Here is a 21,736-nt window from a genome sequence, read left to right on the forward strand (position 1 = left end):
CTGCCCAGCCTAAACGGCAGCCCGGCGGCCGAGAATGCGAAAGGCCGGCCTCCCGCGACGAATCGTCGCGGGAGGCCGGCCTCGGAGCGCCGGCCGGCTACGCGGTGCCGCGCAGCATGGCCTGCTTGACCTCGGAGATGGCCTGCGTGACCTGGATCCCGCGGGGGCACGCCTCGGTGCAGTTGAAGGTGGTGCGGCAACGCCACACGCCTTCCTTGTCGTTCAGGATGTCGAGGCGCACGGCGGCGTTGTCGTCGCGCGAGTCGAAGATGAACCGGTGCGCGTTGACGATCGCGGCCGGGCCGAAGTACTGTCCGTCGGTCCAGAACACCGGGCAGCTCGACGTGCACGCGGCGCAGAGGATGCACTTGGTGGTGTCGTCGAAGCGCTCACGCTGCGCGACGGTCTGGATGCGCTCCTTGCCGTCGGTGGGGGCGTTGTTGGCCACCAGGAACGGCTGCACGGCACGGAACGATTCGAAGAACGGTTCCATGTCCACGATCAGGTCCTTCTCCAGCGGGAGACCCTTGATGGCCTCGACGTACACCGGCTTGGTGATGTCGAGGTCCTTGATCAGGGTCTTGCAGGCCAGCCGGTTGCGGCCGTTGATGCGCATCGCATCCGAACCGCAGATGCCGTGCGCGCAGGAGCGGCGGAAGCTCAGGCTGCCGTCCTGCTCCCACTTGATCTTGTGCAGGGCGTCGAGCACCCGGTCGGTCGGGTACATCTGCACGTCGTAGTCGTCCCAGTGCGGTTCGTCGTCGACTTCCGGGTTGTACCGGCGGATGATCAGGGTCACGGTGAAGGATGCGATCTCCTCCGGTACGACGGGCGCGCCCATGGTTGCGGTACTCAACTCAGTACTTCCTTTCCATCGGCTGGTAGCGCGTGATGGTGACTGGCTTCCAGTCGAGCGCGATGTGGTCGGCGGCATCGGCGGAGAGCGGGTCGCCGGTCAGGTACGCCATGGTGTGCACGAGGTAGTTCTCGTCGTCGCGCAGGGGGAAGTCGTCGCGCATGTGCCCGCCGCGGCTTTCCTTGCGGTTGCGGGCGGAATACACCACGACCTCGGCCAGGTCGAGCAGGAAGCCGAGTTCGACGGCCTCGAGCAGGTCGGTGTTGAACCGGCGGCCCTTGTCCTGCACGCCGATGTTCTTGTACCGCTCGCGGAGCCCGTGAATCACATTGGTGACGTCGGAGAGTGACTCATCGGTGCGGAACACCTGTGCCTTGGCGTCCATCGTCTCCTGCAGCTCCTTGCGGAGCACGGCGATGCGCTCGGTGCCGGTGGAGGAGCGGATGCCCTCCAGCAGTTCGCGCACGCCCTGGGCCGGGTCGGCCGGCAGCGGTGTGAACTCGGCGGTCTTGACGTACGCGACGGCGTTGTTGCCGGCGCGCTTGCCGAACACGTTGATGTCCAGCAGGGAGTTGGTGCCGAGCCGGTTGGAGCCGTGCACGGAGACGCAGGCGCACTCGCCGGCCGCATACAGGCCGGGGACGACGGTCGTGTTGTTGCGCAGCACTTCCGCGTTCACGTTGGTCGGGATGCCGCCCATCGCGTAGTGCGCGGTGGGCATGACCGGCACCGGCTCGGTGACCGGGTCGACGCCGAGGTAGGTGCGGGCGAACTCGGTGATGTCGGGCAGCTTGGTCTCGAGCACCTCGGCGCCGAGGTGGGTGCAGTCCAGGTACAGGTAGTCCTTGTTCGGACCGGCGCCGCGGCCTTCCGCGACCTCCTTGACCATGCAGCGGGCGATGATGTCACGCGGGGCGAGGTCCTTGATGGTGGGGGCGTAGCGCTCCATGAACCGTTCGCCGGCCGCGTTGCGGAGGATGGCTCCCTCACCGCGCGCACCTTCGGTGAGCAGGATGCCGAGGCCCGCCAGGCCGGTCGGGTGGAACTGGAAGAACTCCATGTCCTCGAGCGGCAGGCCCTTGCGCCACACGATTCCCACGCCGTCGCCGGTGAGGGTGTGGGCGTTCGAGGTGGTCTTGTAGATCTTGCCGAAGCCGCCGGTGGCGAAGATGAACGCCTTCGCCTGGAAGACGTGCAGCTCTCCGGTGGACAGGTCGTAGGCGACGACGGCCGACGGCTGGTCGACCCCGTCGACCGGCGTCATGACCAGGTCGAGCACGTAGAACTCGTTGAAGAAGTTGATGCCGCGCTTGACGCAGTTCTGGTACAGGGTCTGCAGGATCATGTGGCCGGTGCGGTCGGCGGCGTAGCAGGCCCGGCGAACGGGCGCCTTGCCGTGGTCGCTGGTGTGGCCGCCGAACCGGCGCTGGTCGATCTTGCCCTCCGGCGTGCGGTTGAAGGGCAGGCCCATGTTCTCGAGGTCGATGACCGCGTCGATGGCTTCCTTGGCGAGGATCTCGGCCGCGTCCTGGTCCACCAGGTAGTCGCCGCCCTTGACCGTGTCGAAGGTGTGCCACTCCCAGTTGTCTTCCTCGACGTTGGCGAGGGCCGCGGCCATCCCGCCCTGCGCCGCACCGGTGTGTGAACGCGTGGGGTAGAGCTTGGAGATCACGGCCGTGCTGGCGCCGGAGCCGGCTTCGATGGCGGCACGCATGCCGGCACCGCCGGCTCCCACGATGACGATGTCGAACTGGTGGTAGTGCACACCGTCTACGACGGTGGACTCGGTGGGCGCGGTGAAAGCATCCGTTGACATATGAGTGTTTGCAGCTCCTAGATGGCCGAGCAGAACGAGGGGAGGAGATCGGCGGGCGAGCCGGCCGGGCAGGGGTCGAATGTGAAGACCACGAGGGTGCCCAGGACGATCAGGATCACGACGGCCGCCAGGATGGCGGACTTCAGGATGCCGCGGGTGAGGCGCTGGGTGGCGTAGTCGTTGACGAGCGTGCGCATGCCGTTGCCGCCGTGGATCAGGGCGAGCCAGAGCATCAGCACGTCCCAGACCATCCAGAACGGGGTGGTCAGCTTGCCGGCGACGAAGGCGAAGTTGAGGGCGCTGACCCCTTCACCCACCATCAGGTTGACGAACAGGTGGCCGAAAATGAGTACGACCAGCACGACGCCGGAGACACGCATGTAGATCCAGCCCCATTTTTCCCAGTTGACGCCGCGTTTCTTCGGCGAGCGGGCGTACGGGCTGCGGGGAGCTTCGATTGTGGTTGTCATGGCTCTTCCCGCCTAGTGGCTGAACACGTTGATCAGGTGGCGCGGCACGAAGGCGAGCATCGTTACCACCCACAGGGCGATCACGACGTAGAACATGGCCTTCTGGTACTTGGCGTTCCAGAAGTCGATCAGGATGATCCGCAGCCCGTTGAAGGCGTGGAACACGATGGCCCCGACGAGTGCGACCTCGCCCAGCCCCATGATCGGCGTCTGGTAGCTGGCGATGACCGCGTTGTAGGCCTCCGGGCTGACGCGCACCAGCGCGGTGTCCAAAATGTGAACCAGCAAGAAGAAGAAGATCGCTACACCGGTGATGCGGTGGAGGACCCACGACCACATGCCCTCGCGGCCCCTGTACAGGGTTCCGGCGGGGCGACGTGACGTCGTCTTCTGCTGGGATGTCAGTGTCGCTGCCTGCTCTGGCATGAACCCTCCCTGGCTAAGTAGCGGCCTCGACGAATCAGGCCGGCAATGCGCCGTGCGCACGTAGATCCAGTCTAAGTGTCTCTGCGCCGAGATAAAACGCGATTGTCCCGGCTAACGCTGCATTGACAGCGGAACCGCAACCATGGCGTTCACGGCGGCGCGTTCGTCGATGACCTGCTGGTAGTGATCGAGCAGTGTGCCGCAGACGTTTTCCCAGGTTCGGCCGAGCACGCTCCGGCGCCCGGCCTCGCCCATCCGTCGCCGCAGGGCCGCATCGGACACCAGGCGGGTGACGCAGCGGCGCAGGTCGGCTTCGTCGTCCGGGGTGAAGAGGAAGCCGTTCACACCATGGTCGATCAGGTCGATCGGGCCTCCGGCGCGCGGGGCCACCACCGGGAGCCCGGCGGAGTGGGCCTCCTGCAGGGTCTGGCCGAAGGTCTCCTCGGTGCCCGCGTGCAGGAACAGGTCGAAGCTCGCGTAGGCGCGGGAGAGGTCCACCCCGTCCAGCCGGCCGAGCCAGGTCACCGGCAGTCCGGCGAGTTCCTTCTCGAGGGCCGGTCGGGACGGGCCGTCGCCGACGAGGGCGAGACGGATGCCGGGCACGCCCCGCAGACAACGGAACCGCTCCACCTGCTTCTCGGGGGCCATCCGGCCGACGTAGCCCACGACGACTTCGCCGTTCGGCGCCAGCCGGCGTCGGAGGGCGGACACTTCCGGGTCGGACCTCCGATTGGGGTGGTAGCCGACCAGGTCGACGCCGCGGCTCCAGTGGGCGAGTCGGTGGAGGCCGATCCGGCGCAGGTCCGCCATCGAGGCGGTGGACGGGACCAGGGTGAGGTCGGCTCCTTCGTGCACCCACTTGACGAAGCGCCAGGCCGACTGCGCGGCGGGGCCGAGCCGGTTGCGGCGGGCGTAGCCGGCGACATCCGTTTGGAAGACGGCGACGCTGGGCACACCCTGCCGGTTCGCCGCCGCGATGCCCTGCGCGCCGAGCAGGAACGGCGAGGCGGCGTGCAGCACGTCGGGCGCGAAGTCGGCCAGCAGCCGATGAACCTGCGGGCTGGGCAGGCCCACCGGGAACTGCCGGTAACGGGCGGCCGGCACGCTGTGCACCGGGAACCCGGCGTACCGGTCCGGAGCCCCGGCCGGGGCGATGACCATGGCGTCGTAGCCGGTGGCGGCGAGGTGCTCGAGCACCCGGCACACGCTCGTGGTGACTCCGCTGACGGTGGGCAGGAAACTTTCGGTGATGAGTGCAACCCTCATGCTCGGAGCGTAGGCAACGCCTCCGGCGTGCAGGTGAACGCACCGTGAACAGCGCGGACCGGGCGGTAGTCTGGCCGAATGCTGCATTCCACGGAACCCCTCGACCGTTTCTACAGCGTGATCCCGGCCGGTGGAATCGGGTCCCGGCTGTGGCCGTTGTCCCGCGCCGACGCCCCCAAATTCCTGCACGACCTGACCGGCTCCGGCCAGACGCTGCTCCGCTCCACGTGGGAGCGTCTCGCCCCGCTGTCCGGCGAGCAGCGCATCATGGTCGTCACGGGCCGGGCGCACCGTGCCGCCGTCGAGGAGCAGCTTCCCGAGCTGGCCGACCTGAATGTGGTGCTCGAAAGCGAGCCGCGGGAGTCCACCGCCGCGATCGGCCTGGCCGCGGCGATCCTGGAGAGGCGGGAGCCGGGCGTCATCATCGGCTCCTTCGCCGCCGACCACGTGATCAAGGGCGCCGCCCAGTTCCGCCAGGCCGTGGCGGAGGCGGTCACCGCGGCCGACGCCGGCTACATCGTGACCATCGGCATCCAGCCCACGGAGCCGGCCGTCGGCTTCGGCTACATCAAGGCCGCCGGCCCGCTGAACATCAGCGGCGCCGCCAGCGCCCTGTCGGTCGACTCCTTCGTGGAGAAGCCGGACGAGGCCACCGCCCAGGACTACCTGGCGAACGGCAATTACTTCTGGAACGCCGGCATGTTCATCGCCCGCGCCGATCGTCTGCTGGAGGAGATCGGCGCCGCCGAGCCTGCGCTCCTCGCCGGGCTGCTGGAACTGGCCGAGGCCTGGGACACCCCTCGCCGCGGCGCCGTGGTCGACCGGGTCTGGCCGCGCCTGAAGAAGATCGCGATCGACTATTCCGTCGCCGAACCGGTGGCCGCGCGCGGCAAGCTCGCCGTGATCCCCGGCCAGTTCGACTGGGACGACGTGGGAGACTTCGCGTCGATCGCGAAGATCCATGCCAACGGCCGCAAGCGCGACCTCGCCATTCTGGGTGAGGGTGCCCGGGTCCTGGCCGACTCGTCGAGCGGAATCGTGGTCAGCCACACGGGCCGCATGATCGCGCTGATCGGGGTTGAGGACATCGTCGTGGTGGACACTCCGGATGCGCTGCTGATCACCACCAGCGCCAACGCGCAGAAAGTGAAGGCCGTCGTCGACGCGCTCAAGCTGTCCGGCAGCAGCGACGTGCTCTGACGCGCCTGAACCCCCCGATCGGGGTGCTTTTCGGTCGGGGGCCGCGGTCACGGAGGCCGGAGCGGGCTCGGCCAGTGTCGCGTCTTGATAACCTTTCGCGAACAGTCGCTGTTTGCTCCTCTGAGCAGAGAATCATTCGGTAGCGTGGAAACCAATTAAGCCCCCTGCGAACCCCGCGCCGGGCGACCATTGGAGGTCATTTTGACAATCATGAAACGACGGGTCGCATTCAGCGGCCTCGCCACGCTCGGCGTAGTGGCACTTCTCGCAGCGTGTGCCCCGGCGCCGACCGATGAGGGAACCTCGGGTGGCACCGCCTCCGACTACGTGCCCTGCATCGTCTCCGACTTCGGTGGCTTCGACGACAAGTCCTTCAACCAGTCCAGCTTCGAGGGCATTACGAAGGCGTCCAAGGACCTGGGGGTCGACTTCAAGCAGGCCGAGTCCAAGTCGGAAGACCAGTACGGCCCGAACGTCTCCAGCATGGTCGACCAGGGTTGCGACTTCGTCCTCACGGTCGGCTTCGCCCTGGCCAACGCCACCCGCGACGCCGCTCAGGCCGCGCCCGAGACCAACTTCGCGCTGATCGACTCCGCGCTCTCCAATGACGACTTCAGCCCGCTCGAGCTGGACAACGTGAAGCCGGTCCTCTACGACACCGCGCAGGCGGCGTTCCTGGCCGGCTACCTGGCCGCCGGAACCAGCAAGACCGGTGTGGTCGGCACCTACGGCGGACTCCAGTTCCCGTCGGTCACCATCTTCATGGACGGTTTCGTCGACGGCGTCGCGTACCACAACGAGAAGAAGGGCACCAACGTCACCGTCAGCGGCTGGGACAAGGCCGCCCAGACCGGCCTGTTCGCCGGTGGCTTCGACGACATCAACCAGGGCAAGGCGCTCAGCACCACCCTGATCGATGCCGGTGCAGACGTCATCCTCCCGGTTGCCGGTCCGCTCTTCCAGGGCACCGCGCAGGCCATTCAGGACTCCGGCAAGGACGTCGCCATCATCGGTGTCGACAGCGACCTGTTCGAGACCACTCCCGAGTTCGCTTCGCTGTACCTCACCTCGGTGCTCAAGCAGATGACGGATGCCACGGAGAAGATCATCGTCGACGACGCTGAGGGCGACTTCTCGTCGACCCCCTACGTCGGAACGCTCGAGAACGGCGGCGTCGACATCGCCCCGCTGCACGACTGGGAGTCCAAGGTCGACCCCGCGGTCATGACCGAGATCGAGGCCATCAAGGCCGACATCATCAGTGGCGCTCTCAAGGTGGAGTCGCCCGCGACCCCGAAGTAGCATCACCCGACGTCGGGGAGGCACGCATTCTGCGGGCCTCCCCGACTGCGTTAACGGTCTGACCAGCCCACCAACATATGAGCAAGAGCGTCAACTTTCGCTCGTCACTGCATAGAATCGACCTCATGAAGCTCGAACTTCGAGGCATTACGAAGAGATTCGGTGCCCTGGTCGCAAACGACCATATTGACCTCACCGTCGAGGCCGGAGAAATCCACGCGCTGCTGGGCGAAAACGGCGCAGGCAAATCCACCTTGATGAACGTCCTCTACGGCCTGTACCGGGCCGAGGAAGGCGAGATCCTGCTCGACGACGTCGTGCAGCACTTCAACGGTCCCGGTGACGCCATGGCGGCAGGTATCGGCATGGTGCACCAGCACTTCATGCTCATCCCGGTGTTCACGGTGGCCGAGAACGTCATGCTCGGGCATGAGGAGACCAAGGCCGGCGGGCGCCTCGACCTTCCCGCGGCCCGCAAGCATGTGCGGGAGATCTCCCAGCGCTTCGGGTTCGACGTCGATCCGGACGCGCTCGTCGAGGACCTCCCCGTGGGTGTGCAGCAGCGGGTCGAAATCATCAAGGCGCTCTCCCGTGACGCGAAGGTGCTCGTCTTCGACGAGCCCACCGCCGTGCTCACACCGGCGGAAACCGATGAGTTGATGGTCATCATGCGCCAGCTCAAGGCGAGCGGAACCTCCATCGTCTTCATCACGCACAAGCTGCGCGAGGTGCGCGAAGTCGCCGACCGGATCACCGTCATCCGTCTCGGCAAGGTCGTCGGCGAGGCGTCCCCGACCGCGTCCAACGTCGAGCTGGCCACCCAGATGGTGGGCCGCGCGGTCGACCTCACGGTGGACAAGGCGCCAGCCGTGCCGGGTGCTGCGGCACTGGCCGTTCGTGGCCTCACGGTGCTCGACCAGTTCGGCCAGATCCTGGTGAACAACGTCAGCTTCGAGGTGCATACGGGCGAGATCCTCGCCATCGCCGGAGTGCAGGGCAACGGCCAGACCGCCCTGACCGAAGCGTTGATGGGCCTGCAGACCCGGGTCACCGGCGAAATCACCCTGGACGGCAAGTCACTGCGCGGACACTCGGTACGCCAGGTGCTCGACGCCGGCGTCGGATTCGTGCCTGAGGACCGCAACGAAGACGGTCTGGTCGGAGAGTTCACCATCGCGGAGAACCTCATGCTCGACCGCTCGAATGCGGAGCCCTTCGTCAAGCGCTGGAACGTGCAGCGTGCCTTCCTCTCCGCGTTCGCGGAGAAGAAGGTGAAGGAGTTCGACGTGCGGGCCCAGGGCATCGAGACCCCGGTCGGCAAGCTCTCCGGCGGCAACCAGCAGAAGGTTGTGCTGGCGCGCGAACTCGGCCGCGACCTGCGCCTGTTCATCGCAGCCCAGCCCACCCGCGGGCTCGACGTCGGCTCGGTGGAATTCGTGCACGAACGCATCGTGGCCACCCGGGATGCCGGCACACCCGTGATCGTCATCTCGACTGAGCTTGACGAGGTGGCCGCCCTCGCGGACCGGATCATGGTCATGTACCGCGGCCGCATCGTGGGCATCGTTCCCGGCGACACGCCGCGTGCCGTTCTTGGTTTGATGATGGCCGGCGAAACGCCCGCCGGAGAAGGAGCTGCCGCGTGAGCGCGACACAGGGTCCCCCCACCGCGACGGGAACGCCGGCCACGCCGGTCCCCGAGCAACCGTCCCGCTGGAACCAGGCGTTCCGCGAGATCACCACCGGCAACGCGATCATCTCCGTGCTCGCCGTCGTGCTCGCGCTGTTCGTCGGCGGCATCATGATCGCCTTCACCAACGACGGCGTGCAGGAAGCGGCGGGTTACTTCTTCTCCCGGCCGGGCGACCTGCTGCGCGAAGTCTGGTATTCCGTGTCCGGCGCCTACTCCGCGCTGTTTCAGGGCTCGGTCTACAACTTCCGCCGGGACTCGTTCGCTGCCGGCATCAAGCCGCTGACCGAGACGCTCACCTTCGCGACCCCGCTGATCATGGCCGGGCTCGGCGTGGCGCTGGGCTTCCGGGTGGGCATGTTCAACATCGGCGGCCGCGGCCAGATGCTGATCGCAGCCGCCCTCGGCGGCTGGGTCGGCTTCGCGGTCGACCTGCCCTACGGCCTGCACATGGTCGCCGCACTCGTGGCGGGTGTGCTCGGCGGCGCCCTCTGGGGCGGCATCGTTGGCCTGCTCAAGGCTCGCACCGGCGCCCACGAGGTGATCACCACGATCATGCTCAACTATGTGGCGTTCTACCTGGTCAGCTACCTGCTGCGTGAAGGCTTCCTGAAGACGCCCGGATCGAACAACCCGAAGAGCCCGGCCACGAAGGTCACCGCGGTCTTCCCTGACCTCCTCGGCCCGACGTACACCCTGCACTTCGGCTTCATCCTCGCCATCGCGGCCACGATCTTCACCTGGTGGCTGCTGTCCCGCTCGAACCTGGGCTTCCAGTTCCGGGCCGTGGGCCTGAACCCCCATGCCGCTCGCGTCGCGGGCATCAGCGTCAAGCGCATCTACGTCTACGCGATGCTGTTCTCCGGCGGCCTGATCGGCCTGGCCGGCATCAACCAGGTGCTGGGCACCACGACCAGCGGGTTCGGCGCCGGGCTCGACTCCGGCATCGGCTTCGACGCGATCACGGTCGCCCTGCTGGGCCGTTCCAAGCCCTGGGGCGTGTTCGCGGCCGGCATCCTCTTCGGCGCGTTCAAGGCCGGCGGCTTCTCGATGCAGGCGGCCGAGGGTGTGCCGATCGACATCGTTCTTGTCGTGCAGTCCCTGATCGTGCTCTTCATCGCGGCCCCGCCGCTCGTGCGGGCCATCTTCCGCCTGCCTGCCCCGGGTTCCGCGCCCCGCCGTGCACTGCCCAACGTTACCCAGGAGGTGGCTGCAAAGTGAGCACCGTTGCTCCGGCCGTCCAGCCCGCATCACCCGCCGCCGACCACCGGCCCGAGTTCGAGGTCGTGACGAGCTGGAAGGCTCCCATCGCCCTCGGCATCTTCACCGTCGTCGCGTTCCTGCTGTTCGTGGCCTTCGGCCGCGAGGGCATCAGCACGCTGCGGCTCTCCACCTCGAGCGACCTGATCCAGCTCCCCGACCTGGAACTGCCCACCCTGGTGACCGGCATCGTGATCAGCGTGCTGCTGCTCCTGATCACGGGTGTGAGCGTCTGGATGGTGCGCTCCAAGCGCCGGGTGCCGATCTGGCTCATCTCCGTCTTCGCGGTGCTGTTCCTGATCGGCTTCCTGGTCTGGGCCGCCGCGGGCGAGACCATCCCGGTTCCCGGGCTGCTCTTCGGTTCGCTCAGCCTGGCCGTTCCCCTGATCTTCGGTGCCCTCGGCGGTGTCATCTCCGAGCGGGTCGGCGTGGTCAACATCGCGATCGAGGGCCAGCTGCTCGCCGGTGCGTTCACCTCCGCCATGGTGGCGTCCCTCACGAACCAGCCCCTCCTCGGCCTGGTCGCGGCCATGTTCGCCGGTGTCCTCGTCTCCATGGTGCTCGCGTCGTTCTCGATCAAGTACTTCGTCGACCAGGTCATCGTCGGTGTCGTCCTCAACGTGCTCGTGATCGGCGTCACCGGCTTCCTCTACTCCCAGGTGATGGCGCCCAACGCGGAACTGCTCAACCAGCCGCCGCGGTTCGAGCGCATCAACATCCCGCTGCTGAGCGAGATCCCGATCATCGGCCCGGTTCTGTTCCGGCAGACCCTGATCGTCTACATCATGTACGTGGCCGTCGCCGTGGTCTACTACGGCCTCTTCCACACCCGGTGGGGCCTGCGCCTGCGCAGCGTGGGCGAGCACCCCCAGGCCGCCGACACGGTGGGCATCAACGTCGCCCGCACCCGCTTCTGGAACGTGTCGCTCGCCGGCGCGATCGTCGGACTCGGCGGCGCCTACTTCACCCTCGGCTCGGTGGGCGCATTCGGCAAGGAGATGACCGCCGGAGCCGGCTTCATCGCCCTGGCCGCCGTGATCTTCGGCCGCTGGGATCCGATCCGGGCCACGCTGGCCGCACTGCTGTTCGGGTTCGCGAGCAACCTGCAGAACGTGCTCAGCGTCATCGGCTCACCCGTGCCGAGCGAATTCATGCTCATGCTGCCGTACGTGATCACCATCGCCGCCGTGGCCGGGTTCGTCGGAACGTCCCGGGGACCCGCGGCATCCGGCAAGCCCTACATCAAATCGTGAGCATCATGACACCGGATACCCTGCCCCAGCCTGCCGCCATCGACTGGTCCGAGCTGCGCGAAGCGGCCACGGCAGCGATGGGCAAGGCCTACGTGCCGTACTCGAAGTTCCCAGTCGGCGCGGCCGCGCTGGTGAGCGACGGGCGTGTGATCAGCGGATGCAACGTGGAGAACGCCTCCTACGGGCTCACCCTCTGCGCCGAGTGCGCCCTCGTCTCCGTGCTGCACCTCACCGGCGGGGGCCGGCTCGTCGCGTTCACCTGCGTCGACGGGAACGGCCGCACGCTGATGCCCTGCGGCCGCTGCCGCCAGCTGTTGTACGAACACTCCGCGCCCGGCATGTTGCTGGAGACCGTGTCGGGTGTGCGCACCATCGATGAAGTGCTGCCGGACGCCTTCGGGCCCCGGCAGCTCGCCGAATACCAGGAAGAGTAGCTGTGAGCACCAACCAGAACCGTATCGAAGCCTTCGACGCCGTGGACCTGATCCACGCCAAGCGCGATCGGGGTGAGCTCAGCACGCCGCAGATCGACTGGCTGATCGACGCCTACACGCGCGGCTATGTCGGTGACGAGCAGATGGCCGCCATGACCATGGCGATCTTCCTGAACGGCATGAACCGCCGGGAGATCAAGGACCTCACCATGGCCATGCTCAACAGCGGCGAGCGGATGAGCTTCGCCGGCCTGGGCAAGCCGACCACCGACAAGCACTCCACCGGTGGTGTCGGCGACAAGATCACCCTGCCGCTGATGCCCCTCGTGGCCGTCTTCGGCGCGGCCGTGCCGCAGCTGTCCGGCCGCGGCCTCGGCCACACCGGCGGCACCCTCGACAAGCTCGAGTCCATCCCCGGCTGGCGCGCGCACCTCACCAATGAGGAGATGTTCGCCCAGCTGCAGGAATTCGGCGGCGTCATCTGTGCCGCCGGCGGCGGACTCGCCCCGGCCGACGGCAAGCTCTACGCGCTGCGCGACATCACCGGCACCGTCGAGGCGATCCCCCTGATCGCGTCGTCGATCATGTCGAAGAAGATCGCCGAAGGCACCGGAGCCCTCGTCCTGGACGTGAAGTTCGGGTCGGGCGCCTTCCTGAAAGACATCGACCGCTCACGCGAGCTGGCCCGCACCATGGTCGCGCTCGGCGAGGATGCCGGGGTGGCGACATCCGCCCTGCTCACCAACATGAACGTTCCGCTCGGACGCGCCATCGGCAATGCCAACGAGGTGCGCGAATCGGTCGAGGTTCTCGCCGGCGGCGGACCGGCGGATGTCGTCGAACTCACCGTGGCCCTCGCCCAGGAGATGCTCGCGCTGGTGGGCATCGTCGACGTCGATGTCGCATCCGCCCTCACCGACGGTCGTGCCATGGACAAGTGGCGCGAGGTGATCCGGGCTCAGGGCGGCGACCCCGACGCCCCACTGCCCGTGGCCCGCGAAACCCATGTCGTCACGGCCGAACGCGATGGCGTGCTGGTCGAGCAGCAGGCGCTGCCGTTCGGCATCGGCGCCTGGCGCCTCGGCGCCGGCCGGGCCCGCAAGCAGGACCCGGTGCAGCACGCGGCCGGCATCGACCTGCACGCCAAGCCCGGCGACACCGTGCGCGCCGGCCAACCCCTGTTCACCCTCAGCGCCGACGAGCCCGAGCGCTTCGCGCGGGCCCTGGAAGCGGTGGAGGGTGCCTACCGCATCGGCGACCCCGGCGAGCCCGTGCTCGACGGCGGCCCGCTGATCGCCGAGCGTATCGGGCGCTGACCCGACGGTTACCCCGGCCCGTATATCCCGAACGGATGTGCGGGCCGGGGTTGGCCAATCAGCGTGACTCCCAGCACCCAGCCGGTAGATTAGGGGGGTGAACATGATCCCTGAGGATTACCTGCTGCCTGGTGCCGGCACGAGCATCAACGCCCTGCCGAAGATCTCCCTGCATGACCACCTCGACGGCGGCCTGCGCCCGCAGACGATCATCGAACTGGCCGACTCGGTCGGGCTGGCGCTGCCGTCGACGGATGCCCAGGCGCTGGGCGCCTGGTTCAGCACCCAGGCCGATTCCGGCAGCCTGGTCGACTACCTCAAGACCTTCGAGCTGACCTGCGGTGTCATGCAGACGCGCGAGGGTCTGGTGCGGGTGGCCCGCGAATTCGTGGAGGACCTCGCCGCCGACGGCGTGATCTACGGCGAGATCCGCTGGGCTCCCGAGCAGCACCTCACCCGCGGCCTCACCCTCGACCAGACCGTCGAGGCCGTGCAGGAAGGCCTCGAGGCCGGCGTCGCCCTCGTCGCGGCGGGCGGGTCCCGCATCCGGGTCAGTCAGCTGATCACGGCCATGCGGCACGCCGACCGCAGCCTGGAGATCGCGGAGCTCGCCGTTCGCCACCGTTCCACCGGGGTCGTCGGCTTCGACATCGCCGGCGCCGAACTGGGGTTCCCGGCGCACAACCACAGGGATGCGTTCGACTTCCTCGCCAAGGCCTTCCTGCCCGTCACCGTGCACGCCGGCGAGGCAGACGGCCTGGAGAGCATCCGCGGCGCGCTCTACGACGGCCGGGCGCTGCGCCTGGGCCACGGTGTGCGCCTGGCCGAAGACGTGCTCATCGGCCGGGAAGACGAGGAGAACACCTACGTCACGCTCGGTCCGGTGGCGCAATGGGTGCGCGACCGCGAGATCGCCCTCGAGCTCAGCCCGTCCTCCAACCTGCAGACCGGTGCGATCGCGGCTTGGGGCGATGACTTGCTCGACCACCCCTTCGACCTGCTCTACCAGCTCGGCTTCCGGGTCACCGTGAACACCGACAACCGGTTGATGAGCAACACCACCCTGACCAAGGAGCTGGCGCTGCTCAGCGACGCGTTCGGCTACGACATCGACGACCTCGAAGTGTTCCAGCTCAACGCGGCACAGTCGGCGTTCCTGCCGTTGGACGACCGCGAAGAGCTGGCGGACGCCATCGTCGCCGGCTTCGAAAGCGCCTGAGCGTCTCGCCCAGGCTGACCTCCCCAACCCCGTGAAAGTACCCATGCCCCTTCCGCCACTGCCCGCCGAAGCCATCGCGATCGGCATCCACGTCGATGATTGGCGCGGCGCGGTGACCGCCGCCGGTGACGCCCTCGAGCGCTCCGGCGCCACGGCTCCCGAATACACCCAGCGCATGATCGCGGTCATCGAAGAGTTCGGCGCCTACGTGGTCATCGCCCCCGGGCTGGCCCTCGCGCACGCGCGGCCCGGCCCCGATGTGCACTCCGAGGGTCTGAGCATCGTGACCCTGGCCGACCCGGTCGCGTTCGGGCATCCGCACAACGACCCGGTCAGTGTCGTGCTCGGGCTCGCGGTGACCAGCTCCGACGAGCACGTGCTGCTCGTCGCCGAACTCGCGAACGTGTTCAACGACCCTCACGTCATCCCGTCGCTCGCCGCGGCAACGGATGTCGACGCCATCCGATCCCTGCTGGGCGTGCAGGCCGCAACCACCGAGGAGCCCTCATGAAGATCGTCGCCCTCTGCGGAGTGGGAGTGGGAACCTCCGCCATCCTCAAGATCAACGCCGAGCGCGCACTGGCGCGCCTCGACATCGAGGCCGAAGTGACGGCCACCGACATCGCCGGCGTGAGCACCGTCGGCGCGGATGCCCAGGTCATCCTGACCTCGTCCGAACTGGTCGGGTCGATCGGCAAGACCAACGCTGACATCGTCGTGATCGACAACTACTTCGACGTGGACGAGCTCGCAGCCAAGCTCGAAACCGCCCTGGGCTGACGCCCCTGCGGCCAAGCTCGAAACCGCTCTGGCGCAGCTCCGCCTCACCCGCGCCGGGCCCGTGACTCACACGCGAAAGTGCCCGTTCCGGTCGAGAGTGCCCGCTCTAGCGGGCACTCTCGACCGGAACGGGCACGGTGACGGCGGTGGGAATCGACCGCGGGGCTACTTGATCAGGTCGCGCATGCCCCGGTCGAGTTCCGCAAGGGTGGCCTCGGCGGCGGCCCGGCGCTCGGCGACCGTGCCGACGGTGCTGCTCGTGTCCAGGTACACCTTGAGCTTGGGCTCGGTACCGCTCGGGCGCACCATCACGCGCGAGCCGTCAGCCAGCCGGATCCGCAGCACGTCGCTGGGCGGGAGACCGTTGAACCCGGCCGAGAGGTCGTCGATGTGATCGACGGCCAGAGTGCCGACGAAGGCCGGCGGAGTCGCGCGCAGCCGTGCCATCACGCGTTCGATCTCGGTCAGGTCGGTCACCCGCACGGAGATCTGACCCGACGCGAAGTGGCCGAACCGGGCGCTGAACCGGTCGAGGTGCTCGGCCAGCGTGACACCCTCGGACTTCAGGTCGCTGACCAGGGAGAGCAGGGCAACGGCGGCGGAGATGCCGTCCTTGTCGCGCACCGTGACGGGGTTCACGAGATAGCCGAGGGCCTCCTCGAAACCGAAGATCAGGCCGGGCGCGCGCGACACCCACTTGAAGCCGGTCAGGGTGTCGGTGAACCGGAGCCCGTAGGCCTTCGCCACGGCCTCCAGGGCGGGGGTGGAGACGATGGAGCAGGCGAGGGTGCCCGTCGCGCCGCCGTCACCGCTGACCTGCGCGGCGAGCTCCGCAGCGCGCCAGCCGAGGATGGCGCCGACCTCGTTGCCGGAGAGGCGTCGGTACCCGCTGGGTGAACCCTCGTCGGGGATCGCGATCGCGAGGCGATCGGCGTCGGGGTCGTTGGCGATGATCAGCTCGGCGCCGGCCTCCCGGGCCGTCTCGTAGGAGAGGTCCATCGCGCCGGGTTCCTCGGGGTTGGGGAAGGAGACCGTCGGGAACGCGGCATCCGGTGCGATCTGGGCGTCGACGAGCGTGGGCAGGTCGAAGCCGGCGGACTCCAGAACGCGGCGGGTGGTGTCCCAGCCCACGCCGTGCAGGGCCGTGTAGACGGTGGTGACCTGCGCGCGGGGGCGATGGGCCAGGCTCGCGGTCTCGTCGATGTAGGCCTGCACGACCGACTCGGGGGCGGTCTCGTAGGCAGCCCGCGGCAGGTCGGGTACGCGCTCCTCCGCGGCGACGCGCAGGATCTCCGCCGCGATGGAGGCATCGTCGGGGGAGACGATCTGCGAACCCTGGTTGGCTCCGCCCAGATAGACCTTGTAACCGTTGTCGTTGGGCGGGTTGTGCGACGCGGTGACCATGATGCCGGCGCCGACGTCGAGGTGGCGCACGGCGAACGCGAGTACGGGAGTCGGCAGCAGGCGGGGGAGCAGGATGGCGCGCACGCCGGCTCCGGCCATGATCGTGGCGGAGTCCGTGGCGAAGACGTGTGAGTTCTTCCGACCGTCGTAGCCGATGACGACCGACGGGACGCGGCCCGGTGCGGTGTTTTTGATCAGGAACGCGGCGAGCCCGGCGGCAGCCTGGCTGACGAGGACCCGGTTCATCCGGTTGGAGCCGGCGGCGATGGCGCCGCGCAGTCCGGCCGTGCCGAAGGCAAGACGTTCGTCGAACCGGGCGTGCAGCTCCGCGAGCGCCGCGGCATCGTTGTCGGCGGCCCCGCGCAGCAGCAGGCGCAGTTCGGCCTGCGTTTCGGGGTCCGGGTCCTGGCTCAGCCAGGCGTTGGCCACGGCGATCACGGGCGCGGCCGCATCCGTGGCCGGGGCGTCTGCCTGCGGGTCCACGGTCACGGTGTCGATCACCATGGTGTCGGAAAGAACGTCGGGGAGGACGTCCGTGACGGGGGGCGAGTCTTCGGCGGACGAGTGCCGGCCGCGTGCGGGGGCGGCATCCGTGCCGGTGTTCTCCGTGCCCGTGTTCTCCGTGCCGGTGTTCTCCGTGCCCGTGTTCTCCGTGCCGGTGTTCTCCGTGCCCGTGTTCTCCGGGCCGGTGCTGTCGAGGCTCACAGTACGGCCACGATCCGGGCCAGCAGTGCGCTGATGACGGGCTCGGCGAGCTTGCCGGCCTCGAGCACCTCCGAGTGGCTGAGCGGCTCCTGCTGGATGCCGGCTGCGAGGTTGGTGATCAGCGACAGGCCGAGGACCTCCATGCCGGACTGGCGGGCGGCGATCGCCTCGAGCGCCGTCGACATGCCCACGATGTGGCCGCCGATGACCTTGGCCATCTGCACCTCGGCGGGCGTCTCGTAGTGCGGGCCGCGGAACTGGCAGTACACGCCCTCGTCGAGCGACGGGTCGATGGTGCGCGCCAGGTCGCGCAGGCGGCGCGAGTACAGGTCGGTCAGGTCGACGAACGTGGCACCCTCGAGAGGAGAGTCGGCCGTCAGGTTGAGGTGGTCGCTGATCAGCACGGGGGTGCCGGGCGTCCAGGTCTCACGGATGCCGCCGGCACCGTTGGTGAGGATCATGGCCGTCGCGCCGGTGGCGGCGGCGGTGCGCACGCTGTGCACGACCCGGCGAACGCCGTGGCCCTCGTAATAATGTGTGCGGGCGCCGATCACAAGTGCGCGCTTGCCGCTGGGCAGCAGCACCGAGCGCAGCGTTCCGGCATGGCCGGCCAGGGCGGGCGCGCTGAAACCGGTGATGTACTGCGCGTCGAGGGTGTGCGTGGTCTCGCCGATCAAATCGGCGGCCTTGCCCCATCCGCTGCCCAGAGTGAGGGCGATATCGTGGCGGGCTACGCCCGTGGCCTCGGCGATCTCAGCAGCGGCGGTCCGTGCAACTTCGAACGGGTCCGTTTCTGGCGCGTCGAGCGGGTTAATGTCGGTCTTCAGCATGCAACCACTCTAATTGCCCACCCATTTCGGAGACGTTCCGTTGATCAATTCGACGGAGAATCTGCAAACGAGCAGCCGAAAAGGGGTGCGAACGTCAATTTTCGGCAGAATCTCCGTCGAATTGGTGCGCTGGAGGCAGGCGGGGCGCTCGGGGTTTGGCGGCGGGTGCGCGGGGCGGGAGAATGTCACCATGGCCTACGACTTCGAACGCAAGCAGCGCATCGCTATCCTCGGCGGAGGTCCCGGCGGTTACGAGGCGGCCCTGGCCGGCGCCCAGCAGGGCGCCGAGGTCACCCTGGTCGAGCGCGTCGGCGTCGGCGGCTCCGCCGTGATCACGGATGTCGTCCCCTCCAAGTCCCTGATCGCCACGGCTGAAGCCACCAACTCGATCCACGACGCCACCGAGCTGGGCGTGCAGCTGTTCGTGCGCGGGGAGAAGGGCAAGCCCGCCCGGCCCGAGGTGGCCATCAACCTGGCCGCGGTCAACAAGCGGCTCCTGGCCCTGGCCCGGCAGCAGTCCGAGGACATGAAAGCCACCCTGATGCGCGCGGGTGTGAACCTCGTGCACGGTCACGGCCGGCTCGACGGCGCGAACGGTGTGATCGTGGCCACCGCCGAGGACGGCTCCGGCATCGACTTCGACCGGATCGAGGCCGACACGATCGTGATCTCCGTCGGGGCGACCCCGCGCATCCTGCCCACCGCCATCCCCGACGGCGAGCGCATCCTCAGCTGGACCGAGCTGTACAACCTGCGCGCGGTGCCCGAACACCTCATCGTCGTCGGCTCCGGTGTGACCGGGGCCGAGTTCGCCTCCGCCTACCGGGCGCTCGGCGCCAAGGTCACGCTGATCTCCAGCCGCGACCAGGTGCTGCCCGGCGAGGACGCCGACGCCGCCGCCGTGATCGAGAACGTCTTCAAACGCAACGGCATGGTCGTGCTCAGCAAGTCCCGTGCCCAGTCCGTCGTGCGCACGGACACCGGCGTGCTCGCCACCCTGTCCGACGGTCGCACGGTCGAGGGCAGCCACTGCCTGATCGCGGTAGGGTCGGTGCCCAACACCACGGGGCTCGGTCTCGAGGAGGCCGGCGTGCAGCTGACCGAATCCGGCCACATCCGGGTCAACCGGGTGGCGCGCACGTCGATGCCGAGCATCTACGCGGCCGGGGACTGCACGACCGAGCTGCCGCTGGCATCCGTCGCCTCGATGATGGGGCGCACCGCCGTGTTCCACGCCATGGGCGACGCCGTCAACCCGATCGAGATCCGCAACGTGGCGGCGAACATCTTCACACAGCCGGAGATCGCCACGGTCGGTTGGAGCCAGAAGCAGATCGAAGACGGCCTCACCCGCGGCAGCATCTACAAGCTGCCGCTCGCCTCGAACCCGCGCGCCAAGATGATGGGCATCAAGGACGGCTTCGTGAAGCTGTTCGCGACCACCACCACCGGCACCGTCATCGGCGGCGTGATCGTGGCCCCGAAGGCCAGCGAGCTGGTCTTCCCGCTCGCCCTGGCCGTGGAGCACCGCCTCACGGTCGACGAGGTCGCGCGGGCGTTCCCGGTCTACCCGTCACTGACGCATTCGATCACGGATGCCGCGCGCGCCATGCACATCGTGCTCTGACCCTGCAACGCGGGGTCAGGCGTCAGGCAGTGACGACGACGTCGGCGTCGACGACGGCCATCAGCACGAAACCGGACGCCACGGTCGCACCGATGATCGCGCCGATGTTGCCGACCACGCCGTCTTTGTGAGCGGTCAGCGGCTGCTCCATCTTCATGGCCTCGAGCACCAGCAGCAGATCGCCCTTGACGACCAGGTCGCCCTCGGCTACGGCCAGTTTCACGATCGTCGCCTGCATGGGGGCGTGCACGGCATCACCGGTGGCCGCGCTGACGGCGTGCGAGCCGGTGCGGCGCCGCGGTGCGGGGCCGGCCGTGTTCTCACCGGCCGTGCCGGGCAGCAGCCGAACCGGCAGGCTGACCTCGATCCGGCGTCCCTCCACCTCGACGATGACGTTGTGGCGCTTGGCCGGGCCGGTCAACTCTTCCGGTGACCCGTTCCAGGGCTCGATGTCGTTGACGAACTCGGTTTCGATCCACCGGGTGTAAATGGAGAACGGCTCGCCGTTCGCCGGCGCGAACGCGGGGTCGCGCACAATCCGGCGGTGGAAGGGGAGCACGGTGGGCAGCCCCGCGACCTCGAACTCGTCCAGGGCCCGGCGGGAACGCTCCAGCGCCTCCTCGCGGGTGGCACCGGTCACGATGAGCTTCGCGAGCAGGGAGTCGAAGGAGCCGGAGATGACGTCGCCGGCGGTGACGCCGCTGTCCACGCGCACGCCGGGGCCGCCGGCGGGCTTGAAGACGTGCACGGGCCCGGGGGCCGGCATGAAGCCGCGGCCGGCGTCCTCGCCGTTGATGCGGAACTCGAAGGAGTGCCCGATGGGCTCCGGGTCGTCGTAGTCGAGGCGGCCGCCTTCGGCCAGGCGGAACTGCTCGCGCACCAGGTCGATGCCGGTCACTTCCTCCGACACCGGATGTTCGACCTGCAGCCGGGTGTTCACCTCCAGGAACGAGACGGTGCCGTCCTGGCCGATCAGGAATTCGCAGGTGCCGGCGCCGACGTAGCCGACCTCCGCCAGGATCGCCTTGGAGGCGCGGTACATCTCACTGCGCTGCGCGTCGGTGAGGAACGGCGCGGGGGCCTCCTCGACCAGCTTCTGGTGGCGGCGCTGCAGCGAGCAGTCGCGGGTGGAGACCACCACCACGGTGCCGTCGGCGTCCGCGAGGCACTGGGTCTCGACGTGACGCGGCTTGTCCAGGTACTTCTCCACGAAGCACTCGCCGCGACCGAACGCGGCGACGGCCTCCCGGGTCGCGGAGTCGAAGAGCTCGGGAACCTCCTCGCGGGTGCGGGCGACCTTGAGGCCGCGTCCGCCGCCGCCGAAGGCCGCCTTGATCGCGACCGGCAGACCGTGGAGGTCGACGAAGTCGAGCACCTCCGCGGCATCCGCGACGGGGTTGAGGGTGCCGGGCGCCATCGGCGCGTTCACCTTCTCGGCCACGTGCCGGGCGGACACCTTGTCGCCCAGTTTTTCGATGGCGTCGGGGGAGGGGCCGATCCAGATCAGGCCGGCGCCGATCACGGCGCGGGCGAAGTCGGCGTTCTCGGCGAGGAACCCGTAGCCGGGGTGCACGGCATCGGCGCCGGACCGTCGGGCCACGGAAAGCAGCTTCTCGATGACGAGGTAGGTGTCCGCGCTCGTCGTTCCGTCCAGGCCGTAGGCCTCGTCGGCCAGATGCGAATGCATCGAGTCGCGGTCCTGGTCGGCGTAGACGGCAACCGAGAGGATGCCGCTGTCTTTTGCGGCTCGGATCACCCGGACGGCGATTTCGCCCCGGTTTGCGATGAGGACCTTCGTTATTGGGGGCACAGTGCCCTAGCTTATGGGTCAGAGCCGCAGGCTTTTTGGTTCTGTCCCACAAAAACGCGGGCGAGAAAGGTG

At 68.3% G+C, this 21,736-nt stretch carries 19 protein-coding genes; 11 read left to right on the plus strand and 8 right to left on the minus strand.

Going from position 1 to position 21,736, the window contains the following annotated elements:
• Nucleotides 1-97: 97 nt before the first annotated feature.
• From E3T49_RS10175 to E3T49_RS10195, 5 genes are all read right to left on the minus strand, one after another.
• A complete protein-coding gene (locus E3T49_RS10175) occupies nucleotides 98-841 on the minus strand; it encodes a succinate dehydrogenase iron-sulfur subunit (protein WP_134424875.1) in 744 nt (247 codons plus the stop codon).
• 16 nt (nucleotides 842-857) lie between these two features.
• Complete coding sequence (sdhA, locus tag E3T49_RS10180; RefSeq protein WP_134424800.1) at nucleotides 858-2,672, minus strand: succinate dehydrogenase flavoprotein subunit; 1,815 nt, start codon at nucleotides 2,670-2,672, stop codon at nucleotides 858-860.
• Between the two features lie 17 nt (nucleotides 2,673-2,689).
• Nucleotides 2,690-3,142, minus strand: a complete 453-nt coding sequence (locus tag E3T49_RS10185) for a succinate dehydrogenase hydrophobic membrane anchor subunit (RefSeq protein ID WP_134362637.1) — start codon at nucleotides 3,140-3,142, stop codon at nucleotides 2,690-2,692.
• 12 nt (nucleotides 3,143-3,154) lie between these two features.
• Nucleotides 3,155-3,568 carry a succinate dehydrogenase, cytochrome b556 subunit gene (gene sdhC, locus E3T49_RS10190; RefSeq protein ID WP_134424801.1) on the minus strand — a complete coding sequence of 138 codons (414 nt, stop codon included), beginning with the start codon at nucleotides 3,566-3,568 and terminating at the stop codon, nucleotides 3,155-3,157.
• 111 nt (nucleotides 3,569-3,679) lie between these two features.
• Entirely contained in the window at nucleotides 3,680-4,834 is a 1,155-nt protein-coding gene (locus tag E3T49_RS10195) for a glycosyltransferase family 4 protein (RefSeq protein WP_134424802.1), read from the minus strand.
• A gap of 78 nt (nucleotides 4,835-4,912) precedes the next feature.
• On the opposite strand from E3T49_RS10195, the gene E3T49_RS10200 reads away from it, so the two are divergent.
• From E3T49_RS10200 to E3T49_RS10245, 10 genes are all read left to right on the plus strand, one after another.
• Nucleotides 4,913-6,034 (plus strand): mannose-1-phosphate guanylyltransferase, encoded by a 1,122-nt coding sequence (locus tag E3T49_RS10200; RefSeq protein WP_134424803.1) that lies wholly within the window; start codon nucleotides 4,913-4,915, stop codon nucleotides 6,032-6,034.
• Between the two features lie 210 nt (nucleotides 6,035-6,244).
• Nucleotides 6,245-7,336 carry a BMP family lipoprotein gene (locus E3T49_RS10205; protein ID WP_134424876.1) on the plus strand — a complete coding sequence of 364 codons (1,092 nt, stop codon included), beginning with the start codon at nucleotides 6,245-6,247 and terminating at the stop codon, nucleotides 7,334-7,336.
• 125 nt (nucleotides 7,337-7,461) lie between these two features.
• On the plus strand, nucleotides 7,462-8,982 hold the full coding sequence (locus tag E3T49_RS10210) for an ABC transporter ATP-binding protein (protein ID WP_134424804.1): 1,521 nt from the start codon (nucleotides 7,462-7,464) through the stop codon (nucleotides 8,980-8,982).
• Nucleotides 8,979-10,247, plus strand: coding sequence for an ABC transporter permease (locus E3T49_RS10215; protein WP_174722414.1), 1,269 nt, complete (start codon nucleotides 8,979-8,981; stop codon nucleotides 10,245-10,247). The genes E3T49_RS10210 and E3T49_RS10215 overlap by 4 nt, the downstream gene beginning before the upstream one ends.
• Entirely contained in the window at nucleotides 10,244-11,539 is a 1,296-nt protein-coding gene (locus E3T49_RS10220) for an ABC transporter permease (protein ID WP_134424805.1), read from the plus strand. The genes E3T49_RS10215 and E3T49_RS10220 overlap by 4 nt, the downstream gene beginning before the upstream one ends.
• A 5-nt stretch (nucleotides 11,540-11,544) precedes the next feature.
• Nucleotides 11,545-11,973, plus strand: a complete 429-nt coding sequence (locus tag E3T49_RS10225) for a cytidine deaminase (RefSeq protein ID WP_134424806.1) — start codon at nucleotides 11,545-11,547, stop codon at nucleotides 11,971-11,973.
• Nucleotides 11,974-11,975: 2 nt separating this feature from the next.
• Nucleotides 11,976-13,289: a thymidine phosphorylase gene (locus tag E3T49_RS10230; RefSeq protein ID WP_134424807.1), complete on the plus strand. Its 1,314-nt coding sequence runs from the start codon at nucleotides 11,976-11,978 to the stop codon at nucleotides 13,287-13,289.
• A 103-nt stretch (nucleotides 13,290-13,392) separates the two neighbouring features.
• Nucleotides 13,393-14,508 (plus strand): adenosine deaminase, encoded by a 1,116-nt coding sequence (locus tag E3T49_RS10235; RefSeq protein ID WP_134424878.1) that lies wholly within the window; start codon nucleotides 13,393-13,395, stop codon nucleotides 14,506-14,508.
• 43 nt (nucleotides 14,509-14,551) lie between these two features.
• Nucleotides 14,552-15,019 carry a PTS sugar transporter subunit IIA gene (locus E3T49_RS10240; RefSeq protein ID WP_134424808.1) on the plus strand — a complete coding sequence of 156 codons (468 nt, stop codon included), beginning with the start codon at nucleotides 14,552-14,554 and terminating at the stop codon, nucleotides 15,017-15,019.
• Nucleotides 15,016-15,288, plus strand: a complete 273-nt coding sequence (locus E3T49_RS10245; RefSeq protein WP_134424809.1) for a PTS sugar transporter subunit IIB — start codon at nucleotides 15,016-15,018, stop codon at nucleotides 15,286-15,288. Before E3T49_RS10240 ends, E3T49_RS10245 begins: the two co-directional genes overlap by 4 nt.
• A gap of 165 nt (nucleotides 15,289-15,453) precedes the next feature.
• Here the strand turns inward: E3T49_RS10245 and E3T49_RS10250 are convergent, their stop codons facing one another.
• Together E3T49_RS10250 and E3T49_RS10255 are read right to left on the minus strand one after the other, a co-directional pair.
• The gene (locus E3T49_RS10250) at nucleotides 15,454-17,397 is read right to left on the minus strand and encodes a phospho-sugar mutase (RefSeq protein ID WP_134424810.1); all 1,944 of its coding nucleotides are present in this window, start codon (nucleotides 17,395-17,397) and stop codon (nucleotides 15,454-15,456) included.
• On the minus strand, nucleotides 17,394-18,227 hold the full coding sequence (locus E3T49_RS10255) for a purine-nucleoside phosphorylase (protein WP_134424811.1): 834 nt from the start codon (nucleotides 18,225-18,227) through the stop codon (nucleotides 17,394-17,396). Before E3T49_RS10255 ends, E3T49_RS10250 begins: the two co-directional genes overlap by 4 nt.
• Nucleotides 18,228-18,417: 190 nt before the next feature.
• On the opposite strand from E3T49_RS10255, the gene E3T49_RS10260 reads away from it, so the two are divergent.
• The gene (locus tag E3T49_RS10260; RefSeq protein ID WP_134424812.1) at nucleotides 18,418-19,854 is read left to right on the plus strand and encodes an NAD(P)H-quinone dehydrogenase; all 1,437 of its coding nucleotides are present in this window, start codon (nucleotides 18,418-18,420) and stop codon (nucleotides 19,852-19,854) included.
• 22 nt (nucleotides 19,855-19,876) lie between these two features.
• Here the strand turns inward: E3T49_RS10260 and E3T49_RS10265 are convergent, their stop codons facing one another.
• Nucleotides 19,877-21,664, minus strand: a complete 1,788-nt coding sequence (locus tag E3T49_RS10265) for an acetyl/propionyl/methylcrotonyl-CoA carboxylase subunit alpha (RefSeq protein ID WP_134424813.1) — start codon at nucleotides 21,662-21,664, stop codon at nucleotides 19,877-19,879.
• Nucleotides 21,665-21,736 lie beyond the last annotated feature (72 nt).

Source organism: Cryobacterium cryoconiti, from assembly GCF_004403065.1.
Classification (GTDB): domain Bacteria; phylum Actinomycetota; class Actinomycetes; order Actinomycetales; family Microbacteriaceae; genus Cryobacterium; species Cryobacterium cryoconiti.